The 15,374-nt window shown below is 47.0% G+C and carries 13 protein-coding genes; 9 read left to right on the top strand and 4 right to left on the bottom strand.

The annotated features are described in order from the left end of the window. The first annotated feature begins 49 nt into the window (after positions 1-49). Positions 50-847, top strand: coding sequence for a sulfite exporter TauE/SafE family protein (locus F0P94_RS16855; protein WP_150905227.1), 798 nt, complete (start codon positions 50-52; stop codon positions 845-847). A gap of 16 nt (positions 848-863) precedes the next feature. Here F0P94_RS16855 and F0P94_RS16850 read toward each other — a convergent pair whose 3' ends face one another. Continuing rightward, a complete protein-coding gene (locus F0P94_RS16850; RefSeq protein ID WP_150905225.1) occupies positions 864-1,895 on the bottom strand; it encodes an LLM class flavin-dependent oxidoreductase in 1,032 nt (343 codons plus the stop codon). Positions 1,896-2,223: 328 nt separating this feature from the next. Then, on the bottom strand, positions 2,224-2,502 hold the full coding sequence (locus F0P94_RS16845) for an ArsR/SmtB family transcription factor (RefSeq protein WP_150905223.1): 279 nt from the start codon (positions 2,500-2,502) through the stop codon (positions 2,224-2,226). 520 nt (positions 2,503-3,022) lie between these two features. Here F0P94_RS16845 and F0P94_RS16840 point away from each other — a divergent pair. From F0P94_RS16840 to F0P94_RS16810, 7 genes are all read left to right on the top strand, one after another. Beyond that, positions 3,023-3,463, top strand: coding sequence for a rhodanese-like domain-containing protein (locus F0P94_RS16840; RefSeq protein ID WP_150905221.1), 441 nt, complete (start codon positions 3,023-3,025; stop codon positions 3,461-3,463). Positions 3,464-3,551: 88 nt separating this feature from the next. Next, a complete protein-coding gene (locus F0P94_RS16835; RefSeq protein WP_150905219.1) occupies positions 3,552-4,505 on the top strand; it encodes a sterol desaturase family protein in 954 nt (317 codons plus the stop codon). A 43-nt stretch (positions 4,506-4,548) separates the two neighbouring features. Further along, positions 4,549-5,196 (top strand): TlpA family protein disulfide reductase, encoded by a 648-nt coding sequence (locus F0P94_RS16830; RefSeq protein ID WP_150905217.1) that lies wholly within the window; start codon positions 4,549-4,551, stop codon positions 5,194-5,196. A gap of 742 nt (positions 5,197-5,938) precedes the next feature. Further along, the gene (locus F0P94_RS16825) at positions 5,939-6,568 is read left to right on the top strand and encodes an HAD family hydrolase (RefSeq protein WP_150905215.1); all 630 of its coding nucleotides are present in this window, start codon (positions 5,939-5,941) and stop codon (positions 6,566-6,568) included. A gap of 34 nt (positions 6,569-6,602) precedes the next feature. Further along, a complete protein-coding gene (gene xth, locus F0P94_RS16820; protein ID WP_150905213.1) occupies positions 6,603-7,376 on the top strand; it encodes an exodeoxyribonuclease III in 774 nt (257 codons plus the stop codon). 296 nt (positions 7,377-7,672) lie between these two features. Continuing rightward, positions 7,673-9,262, top strand: coding sequence for an ABC-F family ATP-binding cassette domain-containing protein (locus F0P94_RS16815; RefSeq protein WP_150905212.1), 1,590 nt, complete (start codon positions 7,673-7,675; stop codon positions 9,260-9,262). Between the two features lie 71 nt (positions 9,263-9,333). After that, a complete protein-coding gene (locus tag F0P94_RS16810; RefSeq protein WP_150905210.1) occupies positions 9,334-9,963 on the top strand; it encodes a hypothetical protein in 630 nt (209 codons plus the stop codon). 26 nt (positions 9,964-9,989) lie between these two features. Here the strand turns inward: F0P94_RS16810 and F0P94_RS16805 are convergent, their stop codons facing one another. Both F0P94_RS16805 and dinB read right to left on the bottom strand, forming a co-directional pair. After that, the gene (locus F0P94_RS16805) at positions 9,990-12,959 is read right to left on the bottom strand and encodes a DNA polymerase III subunit alpha (RefSeq protein WP_150905208.1); all 2,970 of its coding nucleotides are present in this window, start codon (positions 12,957-12,959) and stop codon (positions 9,990-9,992) included. A 443-nt stretch (positions 12,960-13,402) separates the two neighbouring features. Beyond that, complete coding sequence (gene dinB / locus F0P94_RS16800; RefSeq protein ID WP_225307258.1) at positions 13,403-14,587, bottom strand: DNA polymerase IV; 1,185 nt, start codon at positions 14,585-14,587, stop codon at positions 13,403-13,405. A gap of 144 nt (positions 14,588-14,731) precedes the next feature. Here dinB and F0P94_RS20040 point away from each other — a divergent pair, with 144 nt between their 5' ends. Continuing rightward, on the top strand, positions 14,732-14,989 hold the full coding sequence (locus F0P94_RS20040) for a helix-turn-helix domain-containing protein (protein WP_150905206.1): 258 nt from the start codon (positions 14,732-14,734) through the stop codon (positions 14,987-14,989). Positions 14,990-15,374 lie beyond the last annotated feature (385 nt).

Raw genomic sequence — 15,374 nt, 5'->3', positions numbered from 1 at the left:
AATTTCAAGATTATCAGGCTTTCGTGTTTTTAGTTTTAATCCAAATCGAATGGAAATTTTCGGATACGGAGCGGCCTTGCTCATCGGGCTTACGCTGGGGCTTACCGGTAGCGGCGGCGCGATCCTTACCGTGCCCATTCTGGTGTACCTCATGCGCCTGAATCCGGTTATTTCCATGGCTTATTCGCTTTTTGTGGTGGGCACTACCAGTCTGGTGGGTAGTTACAAATACTACCAGAAAGAACTCGTCAGTTTCCGCACGGCCCTCACCTTCGGATTACCCTCGCTGCTCACCGTTTTTTTCACCCGGCGTTTTATTGTACCGGCCATTCCGGAGCATCTCGCTACTTTCGGTCCGTTCGAAATTACCAAAGGCGTTTTGCTGATGACCTTGTTTGCAACCTTGATGGTTTTCGCTTCCCTGAGCATGATCCGGAGGAAAAAATACCAGGTACCGCCGGATGAAAAAGCAGATCTTACCCCAAACACTCCTGCTTTGGTAGTCCAGGGCGTGAGCGTTGGCCTGATCTCCGGTATGGTAGGCGCGGGCGGCGGTTTCCTGATTATTCCGGCACTGGTGCTTTTCAGCAAACTCGACATGCGTATGGCCGTGGGCACTTCCCTGCTCATAATTGCCGCCAATTCCCTCTTCGGTTTCGTAGGCGATATATTCAATTACACCATCGACTGGAGATTCCTGTTAACCTTTTCCGGACTTTCGGTAGCGGGAATTTTTATCGGTTCCGCCCTCTCCCACCGCATCCACAGCGACAAACTTAAAACCGGCTTCGGCTGGTTTGTGCTCATTATGGGCATCTATATCATCCTGAAAGAACTTTTCCTGTAATTCCTTCTCCGCAACCTTATTTTTCAGCCTGCTTTTCAGCAGAAATTTCCTGCATGATCTCGGCGAAAATCCGGTACGATTTCACCCGGTCTTCGTGCGCGTAAAGATTCGAAACCACCATCAGCTCATTCACGCCGGTTTTGGTTAAAAATTCCCGGGTTTTCTGCTTTACGGTAGCCTTATTGCCCACAAAGGTATATTTCAGCATCTGCTGCACCGACGGATTGTTCCAGAGTTCCTTTATATCTGCCGACATTTCGGTAGGTTCACGGAGGTATTCCGAACGGCCCGTTAACACGCTCACAAACATCCAGAGCAGCGACGTGGAAAGGCGCTCCGCTTCGGCGTCGGTATCGGCGGCGATCACGTTGATGCAGGCAATGGAATATGGCTCCTGGAGAAATTCCGAAGGCTGGAATTCGTTGTAATAGATCTGCAGGGCTTCGAAAAGGTGCGTGGTGGCAAAGTGACTGGCAAAGGCATAAGGCAAGCCTAGTTTGGCGGCCAAATGCGCGCTGTCGGTACTGGAACCAAGTACGTAGATCGGTACCTCTACACCTTCTGCCATGGGCACGCGCACTTTGGCCGAAGCATTATCGGGCGAAAAATATTGCTGGATCTGCTGAATCTCTTCCGGAAATTTATACACCGACTGCATCCGGTCCGAACGAATGGCTTGGGCAGTAACCTGGTCGGTGCCCGGTGCGCGGCCCAAGCCCAGATCGATGCGGTTCGGATACAGCGTGCCCAGCGTCCCGAACTGCTCGGCTACAATAAGCGGCGAATGGTTAGGCAGCATAATTCCGCCGGAACCCACGCGGATCAATTTCGTGCCGCCGGCAATGTAGCCGATCAGTACTGCTGTGGCCGAACTGGCAATGCTGATGGCGTTATGGTGTTCGGCCAGCCAGAAACGGCTGTAGCCCAGTTCTTCGGCTTTTCGCGCCAGATCCAGGCTTGTTTCAAAGGTTTCGGCTACCGTTTTTCCGTTGGAAATAATGGCCAGTTCTAGTAAAGAATATGGTATTTGATCTTTATTCGGGGTCATGATTAATGCTATTTTGCGTTCAATTGCTTTTCAATTGCCATTATGGGCGGGTGGTTCCAGACAGGCGCTCTCAAAAATTAACCGGTAGCTTACCGATTCGTTTTCCAGGTTCTAAATAAAAACAAGCCTGAACCTGCCTTGTAATTTCATACGTCGAAATCTAACTTCAAGCCTTAGGCTACATTTTTTACCGGAGTCTAAGATCCAGTACCAATATCCAGCTGCCAAACTCCTTTCTCATTTCTGCCGGCACCGATTTTTCACCCTCATTTCACGAACGATACATTTATACATTTAAAAGTTTCGATTGGTTGGAGAAATAAAAAAATCAGGTTGCGGCAAAATGGCTCAGCGCTTGCACATAGGCCTCCCATATCTTCGTATTCAGCGAATAATGGTAGAAACGCCCTGTTTTCTGAGGTTCGATGAGGCCGGCTTCTACCAGTTTTTTAATGTGATGGCTGATGGAAGGTTGCGCCAACTCCAGAATTCCGGCAATTTCCATGCACTCGATACGCCCCTGGTTGCCCTGCATATACTGCAGGATCTTCAGCCGGTTCACGTCGCTTAACGCCTTGGATATTTTTTCGATTTGCCTGAGGTCCATGAGTTTTTAATTGCACATATTGACAAATGCAAATGTATGGATTTAATTTAACTTCTGAATTTCCTCTGATTAGCCTGAATAATTTCAATGCAGTAAACGCGTGCTTATCAATAAAATGAGACAATAAGCTTTAAGCCTGGCGATACTCAAAATTTATATGAAACGATCCCATAAATCCAAAACTCTCCGTAGTTCTGTAGCGCAGGGTTTAAACCCTGCGCTACGAAGGGATTGGAAGGACAATTATCTTAACCTGCTATTAATATTTATGAGATAGCTTCTTACCTGAAATTTCATTGCCGTCTGCTTTAGCTGACGGTATCCGGCAAATTAAAATCAAGGCTTTAGCCAAATTTTTTCGGGAATGAACAGCCTGCTTTCCGTCAGCTAAAGCAGACGGCAATGAAATGAATCCTGAATTTATAACCGGAACGCTTCTCCTTTCCTGCATGTTAAAGCAGCATTACTCCGCATAAATTCCGAACTTTACCGTTACGCATTTAAACCAAATCTTCAGCGCATGAAACCGATCTACCTGCTTTTCGCGGCCACGTTTATTTTTGCTTCCTGCACGCAAAGCTCCAATGCCACCGAAAAAACGGAGCTGCTTCCCTCCGATCAAACCAGAAACGCTACGGAAAACGGCCTGAAAACCATCCGGACCGCCGAGGCGAAAACCTTACTGGCCCAACGGAAAGACCTCGTAATTTTAGACGTGCGCACTCCCCAGGAATACGCCGGCGGTCACCTGAAAAACGCTATGCTACTGAACAAGAACGATCTGGATTTTGAAGCAAAACTCAAAGCCCTCGATAAAGAGAAAACGTACCTGGTTTATTGCGCCGTTGGCGGTCGTAGCGGCCAGGCTGCCAAAATGATGCAGGAAATGGGCTTCAGGAACATTTACGACGCCACCGAAGGATTTAACCCATTGAAAGATGCCGGCGCGGCTGTTGAATAAAGTTCTATAACGGACAATTTTGGACCTGCTTAAACGGTAGTTTTTTCTTCCAAAAACCCGTGCTTAAGAACCAGAAAAAACGAAACCCATGGAAAAATATTGGAACCTCTTCTTTTCTTCGTTTACCGACTATGGCGGCTACCTGTGGCGGGAAATGCTGAACCCGCACTGGGGCAACTATTTTTACTGGCTTATCGGCTTGTCGCTGTTTTTCTGGCTGCTCGAAATTGCCGCGCCGTGGCGGCAGCACCAGGCCCGCATCCGCCAGGATTTCTGGCTCGACGGCTTTTACATGTTCTTCAACTTTTTCCTGTTTTCGCTTATCGGGTTCAATGCGGTTTCCAACATCGGCGTGCAGGCTTTCAATGATTTCCTGGCGCTGTTCGGCATTCAGAATTTAGTGGCGTTCGAAGTGCAGTCGTGGCCGGTTTGGGCGCAACTGCTTACGCTATTTGTAGTCCGCGATTTTATTCAGTGGAACGTGCACCGCCTGCTGCACCGCTCCGATTACCTCTGGAAAATTCATAAAGTACACCACTCCGTGCAGCAAATGGGTTTTGCGGCGCATTTGCGTTTTCATTGGGGCGAAACCGTAGTTTACCGCACCCTGGAATACATTCCGCTGGCCATGATCGGTTTCGGCATTCAGGATTTCTTTTTGGTGCATATTTTCGCAACTTCCATCGGCCATTTCAATCATTCCAATTTCAGGCTGCCGCTGGGGCCGTTAAAGTATCTTTTCAATAATCCGCAAATGCACATCTGGCACCACGCCAGACACATGCCGCACCGTTACGGCGCCAATTTCGGCATTAGCTTAAGCCTTTGGGATTACCTGTTCGGCACCGCGTACCTGCCCGAAGACGGCCGCGACATCGCGCTTGGTTTTGAAGAAGTGGAACAGTACCCGAATTCCTTTCTGGCGCAGCAATGGTATCCGTTCCGGGAGAAAAACTCCGGGGAAAATACCGAAGCCGATACCGATCAGCCCGAAACCTTCGTTGAAGAATTAAACCCGGAGCTGCCGCTAAAGCAAAACTGAGTTTCCGGCCCGAAACCCTACCCTTTTCCCTAAAATTTACGTGATGACTGACTATAAATTCTCCCTTAAAAATGTTCCCGGTTGGGTATATACCCTCGTGATCTTCGGGTTTCTGTACCTGAGCGGCCTGCATACCGAGGCCATCGGGCAGGTGCAGCGGGCCTTGCTGGCCACCGGCATCATCACGCCCGACCTTCCGCAAATCTCTAAGCCTGAAAACGAAGCTGAAGTTGCTCCTGAAAATTCGAATGCTGTAAATGCAATTTCCGAAGCTATGCTGGCGAATGATTTCCTGTTGCAGGATTTACAGGGCAATACCGTAAAGTTCAGCTCCCTGAGAAACAAAGTTATTTTTCTGAACATCTGGGCTACCTGGTGCCCGCCCTGTGTAGCCGAAATGCCCGGTATTCAGAGTTTGTACGACAAAGTAAAAGGAAACAAAAACATTGCTTTCGTGATGCTCTCGGTAGATCAGAACGGCATGGAAAAAATAAAGAAATTCGTAGCGAAAAAAGGCTACACCTTCCCGGTTTACCTGCCCGCCAGCGGCGTGCCGGCCACCTTCGAAACGCGTTCCATTCCCACAACTTTCATTTTAGCGAAAGACGGTAAAGTAGCCGCCCGCCACGACGGCATGGCCAATTACGACACCAAAGAAGTAAAGGAATACCTGGAAAACCTGGCGAAGTAATTTGCCTGGAAGAAACGGAAACCTGCTGTCAGATTTACCCGGAAATAAGAGCTTCCATCGTTTCTTCGCCTTAGCTTTTTTCACATGGATTGTAAAAACCTGCCATTATTAGCAGTCCTGTCAACTTAAGGAAATTAGCCCTCCAATTCACGTTATGCTGAGCTGGTCGAAAAATTTTGTAGTTAAAATTTTAAAAAGTGGATATGACATCAAAAACTGGTTTTCAGTAGTGGAGCCGTTTGCTAAGTGTCATCCTGAGCACAGCGAAGGACCTTGTCGGAATTTAGTAGTATGACCTCTACTGGAAGCCGACGAGGTCCTTCGCTGTGCTCAGGATGACGCAATATTTTCTGTAGGTTTTAATTATGTAATGGGTAGCCTGTCGAAGAAATCGAAGATTCAGCGGAGCTAAACTTATGGGAATTACTATGGCATTTGACCGTAGCAAAAAATGCCTTTCATTCGGGTTCGGTATGCGATAGTTCCCTCAGAACGCCGCTCGCAAGTTTCGCGCTTCCTCGCGCTCACTTGTGTTCGGCATGCCCCAATAAATTGGCTTAGCCTGACAGCTATGATCAAAAGACAAATCTTACTTCCGAATCAGGATTTCATTAAAAAAAGCCTTTTGCAGGTCAGGCGTTTTTTCAGCCTTTTTCCTACTGTTCTTAAGCAGTTATCCGCTTCAGACCAACTTAAACCCTGCTGCTGCCGTTCATCTGCTGAAGTTCTGCCATAAACCTGCATGCATGAAAAAAAAAAAGCGATCATCCTAGACCTCGACAATACCCTCTTTCCCACCTCGTCTATCGGCGATGAACTGTTTGCACCGCTGTATAAACTGATCGAGGAAGACGGCAATTTTTCCGGAGACCTGGAAACTATTAAACAGGAAATGACGCGGCGCCCTTTTCAGAAACTTGCCCCCGAATTTGGTTTCAGCCGCGAACTGACGGAACAAGGCATTGCCCTGTTGAACAAGCTGCAGTACAACAAACCCATTGCGCTTTTTGAGGATTACGAAGTGCTGAAAAACTTTCCCTGCCAGAAATTCCTGGTAACCATGGGCTTTAAAAAGATGCAGGAAAGCAAAGTGAAGCAAATGGGCATTAAGCCTGATTTCGAAGAAATTCACATTATTGATCCGCAATTTACCGACCAGACCAAAAAAGACATTTTCCTCGACATCATTGCCCGCCATGGTTTTAAACCGGATGAAGTGTTGGTTATTGGCGACGACCCGGATTCAGAAATGGCGGATGCCCGCGACTTAGGTCTGGATGCCGTGCTTTACGACAAAATGAATTTCAATTTGGGATTGAAACAATACTTCCGGATAACCGATTACAAAGAGCTGGAGCCTTTTTTAAGGTAAGTTTTCAACTCTCTCAAAATCGTAAATCAGCTTTATGAAAATAGCTACTTACAACGTGAATGGCATAAATGCGCGGCTGCCTGTACTTTTGCGCTGGTTAAAGGAAACCACCCCGGATGTAGTTTGTCTGCAGGAACTGAAAGCACCACAGGAAAAATTTCCGGAAGCTGAAATAAAGGAGGCAGGTTACCAGGCCATCTGGAACGGGCAAAAAAGCTGGAACGGCGTAGCCATTTTAGCGCGAAACGAACAGCCTCGGGAAATCCGGCGGGAGCTGCCCGGCGATGTCGAAGATACGCACAGCCGCTACCTGGAAGCAACGGTAAATGGTATGCTGATCGGTTGTTTGTACCTGCCCAACGGCAACCCCGCGCCAGGACCGAAATTCGATTACAAACTGGCCTGGCTGGAAAGGTTCAAAACCCATGCGGCCGAACTAATCGCTTCGGGTAAACCCGTAGTGCTAACCGGCGATTACAACATTATTCCCACCGAAGCCGACGTTTACAAACCCGAACGCTGGTTCGACGATGCGTTATTCCGCCCGGAATCCCGCGCTGCTTATCAGGAACTACTGGCCCAGGGCTGGACCGATGCCTTGCGGAAACTTCACCCGGACAAGGCAATTTATACTTATTGGGATTACTTCCGCAATGCCTTTGGCCGGAACGCCGGCTTACGGATCGACCACTTTCTTCTTAGCCCTGCTGTGGTTACAAAATTGAAAGCGGGCGGCGTAGATCAGTTTGTGCGCGGCTGGGAGAAAAGCAGCGATCATGCACCGGTCTGGATCGAGTTGGCGGACTAGCAACTTCATGGAAAAACAGCCTTAGGCGGAATAGCCAGAGGGGTTTTTAATTGCCTCCTAAAAGACTTCCCCATTACGGCGCTGACACCCTACCGTTTTAAGCGTGAAAGCACTACCATGAATTCTGCTGCTTAAAGCAACCACCCGGCTGCATAGCAACGTAACAAACTTTTATTTATCTTTGTAAGCAGAAATACAATACTGACGACTGTATGTGATAAATAATTTCTTTCCGGCACTTAAACGGCTTTCTCGATCCGGGAAAGCAATTCTATTCACGTTTAACGAAAGAAATTATGCTTATTCTGCAAAGTATTTCCTATACCCATCCCAATAAGGATCTGCTGTTTTCGAACATCGATCTGAACCTCAATAAATACCAAAAAGCTGCCTTGATCGGCAACAACGGTGCCGGCAAATCGACGCTGCTCAAACTTATAACGGGCACTTTTCAGCCTGCAAATGGTAGCGTTTTTACCAGTTCCAAACCGTATTACATTCCGCAGATCTTCGGGCAGTTCAACCATCTTACCGTTGCGCAGGCGTTACAAGTTGAAGCGAAATTAAAAGCGTTTAAAGAAATTCTGAACGGCGAAGCGAACGAAGAAAACCTGCTAATTCTGGACGACGACTGGACGATTGAAGATCGCTGTTTCGCGGCATTGGCTTACTGGAAACTGCAAAACCTGGACCTGCATCAGAAAATGGAAACGCTGAGCGGCGGCCAAAAAACCAAAGTGTTCCTGGCCGGCATTGCTATTCACCAGCCCGAAATTATTCTGCTGGACGAGCCCAGCAACCATTTAGATGCGGAAAGCCGGCAACTATTATACGATTTCATTCAGCATACTTCAGCAACCCTGCTGGTAGTAAGCCACGACCGGAAACTGCTGAACCTGCTCGATTCGGTTTATGAATTGAGCTGGCACGGGATAAAAATGTATAGCGGTAATTATGAATTTTACGCCGAACAAAAGCAACTGGAAACCAACGCATTGAACCTGGATATTAAGAGCAAGGAAAGAGCGTTGCGTCAAGCCAAAGAAGTGGCCCGCGAAACCCTGGAACGCCAGCAGAAACTTGATGCGCTTGGCAAGAAGAAGCAGGAAAAGGCCGGCATGCCTACCATTGTGATGAATACCTTGCGAAACAACGCTGAAAAAAGTACCGCCCGCATCAAAGACGTTCATGCCGAAAAAACCGATAACCTTGCCCAGGAATTAACCCAGTTGCGCCAGGAACGTTCAGCCACCGATAAGATGAAATTCGGGTTCGATAATGCGGCGTTGCACAAGGGCAAAATCCTGTTCGCAGCAAAAGATCTGAATTTTGGTTACGGGGCCAAAATGTTGTGGGAACAGCATTTAACTATCAGCCTTACCAGCGGCGAAAGAATTGCGGTTAAAGGCGCCAACGGTTCCGGAAAAACCACACTTATAAAACTAATACTGGGCGAACTAAAACCGCAAAACGGTATGGTACAACGAGCCGGCACGCAGGCCGTTTACATCGACCAGGATTATTCGCTCATCGATAACCAGCTTACCGTTTACGAACAGGCGCAAAAATTCAACGCCACCAGTTTGCTGGAACATGAGATCAAAATTCGCCTGAACCGTTTTCTGTTTGCCAAAGATTACTGGGACAAACCGTGTGCAGCGCTGAGCGGCGGCGAAAAAATGCGCTTAGCCCTTTGCTGCCTCACCATCGCCAACAAAGCCCCGGATATGATCATCCTGGACGAACCAACCAACAACCTCGATATTCAGAACATCGAAATTTTAACGGCGGCTATTAATGAGTACGAAGGAACGCTGCTGGTTATTTCACACGATGCGGTTTTCCTGGAGCAGATTGGGGTAAGCGGGGAGATTTGTTTGGAGTGATTGATATGAATATATCCTTTACTATTTCAAGAATATTGCTTTACTTGAATTATATATTATTCAATTCCATTATGAGTTTAGAGAAAAAGAATAGACTCTTGGTGTTAAATAAAATGTATGAGCTTTCTAATGGCAGTTCATTTCACCCTTTTGCAGAAGAAGAACTTAGTTCTTTACTAGGATTAAGCGAAACTGAAATCGAAAATATTCTTGAATATTTAAAGAAAGAAGGATTAGTTGATTGCTGGGCAAGTGGTGCGTTCGTTATTTCACATTATGGTATTAAAGAAGTGGAAGAATTAATAGAAAATCCTGAGCAGCGAGCAGAACATTTTTTACTCATAAATGTAATTCAAAATTACAGCACTATTACCGGCTTACAACAAGGTAATACATATTCTAATCAGACAATTAATATTTCTTCTGAAAATAAAGTAGCACTAAGTGAAATAATATCTTCGCTCAATATTTTGAAAGATTCAATTCAGTTACTTCCTGAAATGATGGATGAATTTGTAGCTGATATTCAAACATTAGAAGCACAAAATAATTCTCCTAAACCAAAAGGTATTATTATCAGTGAAACGTTAAAATCTGTACGCACTATCTTAGAAGGTGCTGTTGCAGGTGTTGGTACAGCTATGGTAGCTGATACAAACTTGTTTCAGAAGATTGAATCAACTCTCAAATTGTTGGGGTAATAACGTCATATTTCTACCTTCATTTTTTAATACCGCGGATCACTCTGAAACGGCAGCTTCGCCAACTTCTCTACTTCCAGACTGGCAAAGCCAAATTCCTCCGTTATCTTCCCCAAAATCAGATAAACGCCCATACCTTTGAAAGGATAATTCTTGAGCGATGGCGGGAAATGCACCGTATCGAAGAAGTTACTTTCGGCATCTAAAAAGGTACCAAATTGCATGATCTCGCCGCGCACCGTTCGCACGTATTTGGTACATACCAGGTTGCCTACCATCCGCACTTTTTTGCCGATATTCCCTACCATTTCTGAAGCCATCATTTCGCCCCGGAATTCCGTTTTAAGCAGATCGAATAACGTGATGGAAACCGGGAAACCAAGCAACTCCATTTCATCGAATGCATCCTCCAGCTCGCAGTGGCTAAGGGTTGGCAACCGGAATTCCTTGGGCGTTAATTGAAACATACAAGTCTCCTGCACAGCGGGTTTGTTGTTGAGCAGTTGATGGGCTTCCCAGAGCAGTTCTTTTTTGTTTCTGCCAGAAAAGCGGAGCGCATTGATCCGGATGAGTAAAATGGTGGCTTCCAACGTTAAATACGCACGGGAAATAAGATCATGCAAGCTGGAATAAGGTCCGTTCTTTTCGCGTTCGGCTACAATTCTATGCGCGATCTTTTGCTCCAGGCTTTCGATGTGGATGAAGCCTAAATATACGTCAGTGCCTTGCAAGGAAGTTAAATGCCGGCTGTGGTTTACGCAGGGCAGCAGCACATTTCCTCCCGCTTTCCGGGCTTCGTTCACGTACACCCAGGTGCGGTAAAAGCCCCCGAAATTATTGATTACGGCCACCATAAATTCCAGCGGATAATGCGCTTTCAGGTACAGACTCTGGTAGCTTTCCACGGCAAAGGAAGCGGAGTGCGCTTTGGAAAACGAATAGCCCGCAAACGATTCTACCTGCCGCCAGACTTCTTTGGTTATTGCGTCCGGATACCCTTTTTCGCGGCAGTTATGGAAGAACTTATCGACCAGTTTCTGGAATTCGCTTCGTGAACGATATTTCCCACTCATGCCGCGGCGCAATACGTCAGCATCGGCTAAATCTAAACCCGCAAAATGATGACACACTTTCAGCACGTCTTCCTGGTACACCATTACGCCGAAGGTTTCCTGTAACTGTTCGCCCAGGACCGGGTGGATGTGCCTGATCCTTTCCGGATGATGGAAGCGCTGAATATATTCGCGCATCATCCCTGATTTGGCCACGCCTGGCCGGATGATGGAACTAGCGGCCACCAGGGTTAAATAATTGTCGCAGCGCAGTTTGGAAAGCAGGCCGCGCATGCTCGGGCTTTCAATGTAAAAGCAACCGATGGTGTCGCCGCTGGCCAGTTGTTTTTTAACCTGTTCGTCCTGCTTGAATTTCTCTACTTCGTGGGCATCAATTTTTAAACCTTTATTCTGGCGCACCAACTGCACGCATTCCTTAATGTGCCCGATGCCGCGCTGGCTCAGAATATCCAGTTTCTCGAACCCGATGGCTTCGGCGGTGTACATATCCCACTGCACCGTCTGGAAGCCTTTGGGCGGCATGTCCAGGGCGGTAAAACAAGTAAGCGGCTGCTCCGAAATAAGAATACCGCCGGCGTGAATGCTCCGCACGTTCGGGAAATCCTGAAGCAGCGCGCTATAGGTTTTTATGTTCTTTGTAATACTGTTTTGCAGCAGCGGATCGTCGGGATTCTTTACGAGTTCATCAATTTCTGTTTTGGGCAGACCATACACTTTCCCAAGTTCGCGCATGGCGGCATTTTCCTGGAATGTACTCATGGCGCCCATCAAAGCAGTATGTTCGCGGCCGTAGCGTTTGAAAATATAATCGATCACTTCGTCGCGTTCATCCCAGCTGTAGTCAATGTCAAAATCGGGCGGGCTGGTGCGCTTCGGGTTCAGAAAACGTTCGAAATACAGATCAAGCTGAATAGGATCTACATCGGTGATGTGCAGGCAATAAGCCACCACGCTGTTGGCGCCGCTGCCCCGCCCCACGTGGTAAAAACCGCGGCTCATCGAGTAGCGGATCACATCCCAGGTAATGAGAAAATAGGCCGCAAACCCCAGCTTATCAATGATATCGAGTTCGTGCTTCACCCGCGCCGCCGCCACTTTATCGTGCGTGCCGTAGCGGTTCCGCAAGCCATCCCAGGCCAGTTTTTCGAGCAGCATTTTATCGTCGTAATGATCGCCGGTGAAAGATTGCTTATTGCGCCGCTGCTGAAAATCGAAGGTAAAACTGCATTGCTGCAACAACTTTTCAGTGTTCTCCCAAATGCCCGGCAGCATCGCGTATTGCGCCCGCAGTTTATCGATTGGCCGGAAAAAAGCATCATTGGCAAGTCCGTGTTCCGGTTGCAGCTGGCTTAGCAGAATATTATTATCGATGGCCCGCAAATGCCGGTGCAGTTCCTGCCCTTCCGCATTTACATAAGTCATCGGCGCGTGAATTACCAGTTTCTCCCGCACTTTTTTACCTGCTGCAAGTACCGTTTTATTTACTTCCGAAGGCTGCACTCCCAGGTATTCGTATGCCTTTAATGTTTCCGGGTTGCGTCTGTTAAGCGGATAGATCAGAATAGCATTTTCGAAATCAACTTCGGTTTCGAAGTTTATGTCTTTGGGTTTCCAAGCAATTTGGGGTAGCGATCTTTCGCTAAGGTTATAGCAGGATAAATACTCATTCAATTCTTGAAGTCCTTTTTCGTTTTTGGCAATACCGGTGTAAAGCCACTGGTTATCCTTCCGAAATTCAATACCGGCGACGGGTTGAATATTTTGCTCCTGACACGCTTTCACGAACGGAAAAATGCCGCTGGAATTATTAATATCGGTAAGCGCTACTGCCGGAAAACCGTGCTGCCTGGCAAGCACCACCAGGTCTTCTTCCGATAAGGTGCCGTAGCGAAGGCTGAAATAAGAATGTGTGGTGGCGTACATGGTGAAGTGATGATTTGCAGCAGAGTCCGTCAGCTAAAGCAAACGGCAATGAATGGAATTTCTACAGTCGCTCCTCCGGACCTCTATGCCCGGAGGTTCTCTGCCGGGGGACATCTGTGTCCCCATTCCAACACACGCGGACGTCCGCAGCAGATTGGTTTCGGACACAGATGTCCGAAACAGCAAATAATTTTATAGTAAAATTTGAATGTAGAGACCTCCATTTATGGCGTCTCTACATTCAAGGAAGTCCATTTATGACGTCTGTTTTCAAGGCAGGAACCCTAAAAACCTGATGTTGCTAAATGTGAAAGAAATTCAGAAAATATGCAGAAACTATGCGGACGCAATAATTTGGAGACGCCATAAATGGACGTTTCTACCGGCAAAACGGTACCGTTTTGCCGGTAGAAACGTCACAGGTTTTGGAAACCTGTGACGTTTCAGCTAATACCGCCCAGCCCTACGGCCCGCTTAACCGCTTCAACACCGTAACGGAAACGGATCTTGTCCATAGCCTGGTACAGGTTAGTAAGCTCAGCCGTATCTTCAAACAAATGAATCTGCTGGAAACCTTGCACCAAATTACTGAGCCGCACGCCAATTAAGCGGATGAGCATGCGGCGCTGGTAAAGTTTCTGGAACAGTTCCTTAGCTCTACTGATGAGCGTATGATCGGAGGCAGTATAGGGAATGGAGAGTTGTTGGGTGTGTGTATCGAAATTGGCGTAGCGGATCTTGATCGTGATGCAACCAGCCAGCTTACCTTGCTTGCGGAGCTCGAAGGCAATTTCTTCTGTCATTGCTACGAGCAAACTGGTCAGGCCTGCAATATCGGTGGTATCGGTGGCAAAGGTTTGTTCGGTGCTGATGGACTTCTGTTCGGTATAGGGTACTACCGGCGTTGTATCAATGCCGTTCGCTTTTTGCCAGATGCTAAGGCCACCTTCTTTGCCCAACACTTTCTGCACCAGCTCTACCGGAATCATCCGCAACACTTCTATGGTAGGCACCCCCATATTGCGCAACAGCTGATAACTCTTCTGTCCTACTCCGGGAATTTTACGAATGGAAAGCGGTGATAAAAATGGCTGCACCTGGTCTTGTACAACCTGCAATTGTCCGTTAGGTTTGGCCTGGCCGGTGGCAATTTTCGATACCGTTTTATTTACCGAAAGTCCGAAGGAAATGGGCAGACCGGTTTCTTTCATGATCTTTTGCCGTAGTTCCTGGCTCCATTGCCAACACCCGAAAAAACGATCCATGCCAGTAAGGTCCAGGTAATGTTCATCGATGGAGGCTTTTTCATAGAGTGGCGCGCTGGCGGCAATTACTTCGGTTACTTTCTTCGATTCCCGACTATAAGCTTCCATATCGCCGCGAATGATAATAGCCTCGGGGCAAAGCTGCCGCGCCAGTTTCATGGGCATGGCCGAGTGCACGCCAAATTTACGGGTTTCGTAGCTGCAACTGGCTACTACCGCCCGATCGGAGTTGCCACCGATCAGAATGGGTTTTCCAACCAAACTGGAGTTCATCAGCCGTTCCACCGACACAAAAAAGGAGTCGAGGTCCAGATGGGCCACAGTGCGATCAGCAGCTAACGGCAGGTTCATTTTCTTTTTCATAGTTTTATTTTGCGCTTATGGTCAGAACATTATACTAATTTGATTAGCTATTAATCAAATTAGCTATCCTTAAAGTAGCGAAATATTTTCATACATAATATTTAATACTAATATTTTTAGCATATTTACTGAAAATAAAAAAATATGTTTCTGGCAAATAACCTCAAATTTTTAAGGAAGCGGCGCAAAAAGACGCAGGATGACGTAGCGTTTATTGTAGAAATAAAGCGCTCGACCCTGAATGGCTATGAAAATGGGGTTGGAGAACCGAAGATAGAAAAGCTAATTATATTAGCAGATTATTACCGAATTGGAATTGATGATTTAGTCCGGAAAGACTTAAGGAAGCTGACGGAGAGTAAATTGAAGGAGTTGGAATTGGCGAGACACTGTAACATTTAAACAAGCTTAACTTGCTAGTTTATTCCAGCAGGCATTCCACAATGTTTCAACCTAGTTCAGGTCAGAAGGCAGAGAAGTATTTAAACCTTTTTATTTAAGGAAAAGAATGATGTTCCAGAGGAATATGAAAGCCAAGGGCTGAAGAGTAAAGGACCTTGGCTGCAAGAGGAAATAAGGATCAAGTACCGCTGAAAACTTTGAACCAAGGAAAAGGTGAGAAGGAACTATGGTATAAGTATAGCCGGCAGTATAAGATATGATTACCGGCCTTCTCGGAAAAGGCAAAGGCCCAGAAACGAAAAACCCCCAACTTTTCAGCTGGGGGTTTGATTAAGGGGTTGGCGGCTACCTACTCTCCCACCTTTGACGGCAGTACCATTGGCGC

The sequence above is a fragment of the Adhaeribacter soli genome (assembly GCF_008727925.1).
Lineage (GTDB): Bacteria > Bacteroidota > Bacteroidia > Cytophagales > Hymenobacteraceae > Adhaeribacter_A > Adhaeribacter_A soli.
Note: the sequence above shows the minus strand (reverse complement) of the source record. Positions and strands in the feature narration are given on the sequence as shown.

Excerpts from the sequence above, each read along its gene's own strand:
- F0P94_RS16840 (WP_150905221.1), top strand. The coding sequence starts at position 3,023 with ATGAAACCGATCTACCTGCTTTTCGCGGCCACGTTTATTTTTGCTTCC.
- dinB (WP_225307258.1), bottom strand. The coding sequence starts at position 14,587 with ATGAAAAAGAAAATGAACCTGCCGTTAGCTGCTGATCGCACTGTGGCC.
- F0P94_RS16850 (WP_150905225.1), bottom strand. The coding sequence starts at position 1,895 with ATGACCCCGAATAAAGATCAAATACCATATTCTTTACTAGAACTGGCC.
- F0P94_RS16845 (WP_150905223.1), bottom strand. The coding sequence starts at position 2,502 with ATGGACCTCAGGCAAATCGAAAAAATATCCAAGGCGTTAAGCGACGTG.
- F0P94_RS16815 (WP_150905212.1), top strand. The coding sequence starts at position 7,673 with ATGCTTATTCTGCAAAGTATTTCCTATACCCATCCCAATAAGGATCTG.
- F0P94_RS16805 (WP_150905208.1), bottom strand. The coding sequence starts at position 12,959 with ATGTACGCCACCACACATTCTTATTTCAGCCTTCGCTACGGCACCTTA.
- F0P94_RS16810 (WP_150905210.1), top strand. The coding sequence starts at position 9,334 with ATGAGTTTAGAGAAAAAGAATAGACTCTTGGTGTTAAATAAAATGTAT.
- F0P94_RS16825 (WP_150905215.1), top strand. The coding sequence starts at position 5,939 with ATGCATGAAAAAAAAAAAGCGATCATCCTAGACCTCGACAATACCCTC.
- F0P94_RS16835 (WP_150905219.1), top strand. The coding sequence starts at position 3,552 with ATGGAAAAATATTGGAACCTCTTCTTTTCTTCGTTTACCGACTATGGC.
- xth (WP_150905213.1), top strand. The coding sequence starts at position 6,603 with ATGAAAATAGCTACTTACAACGTGAATGGCATAAATGCGCGGCTGCCT.
- F0P94_RS16830 (WP_150905217.1), top strand. The coding sequence starts at position 4,549 with ATGACTGACTATAAATTCTCCCTTAAAAATGTTCCCGGTTGGGTATAT.
- F0P94_RS16855 (WP_150905227.1), top strand. The coding sequence starts at position 50 with ATGGAAATTTTCGGATACGGAGCGGCCTTGCTCATCGGGCTTACGCTG.
- F0P94_RS20040 (WP_150905206.1), top strand. The coding sequence starts at position 14,732 with ATGTTTCTGGCAAATAACCTCAAATTTTTAAGGAAGCGGCGCAAAAAG.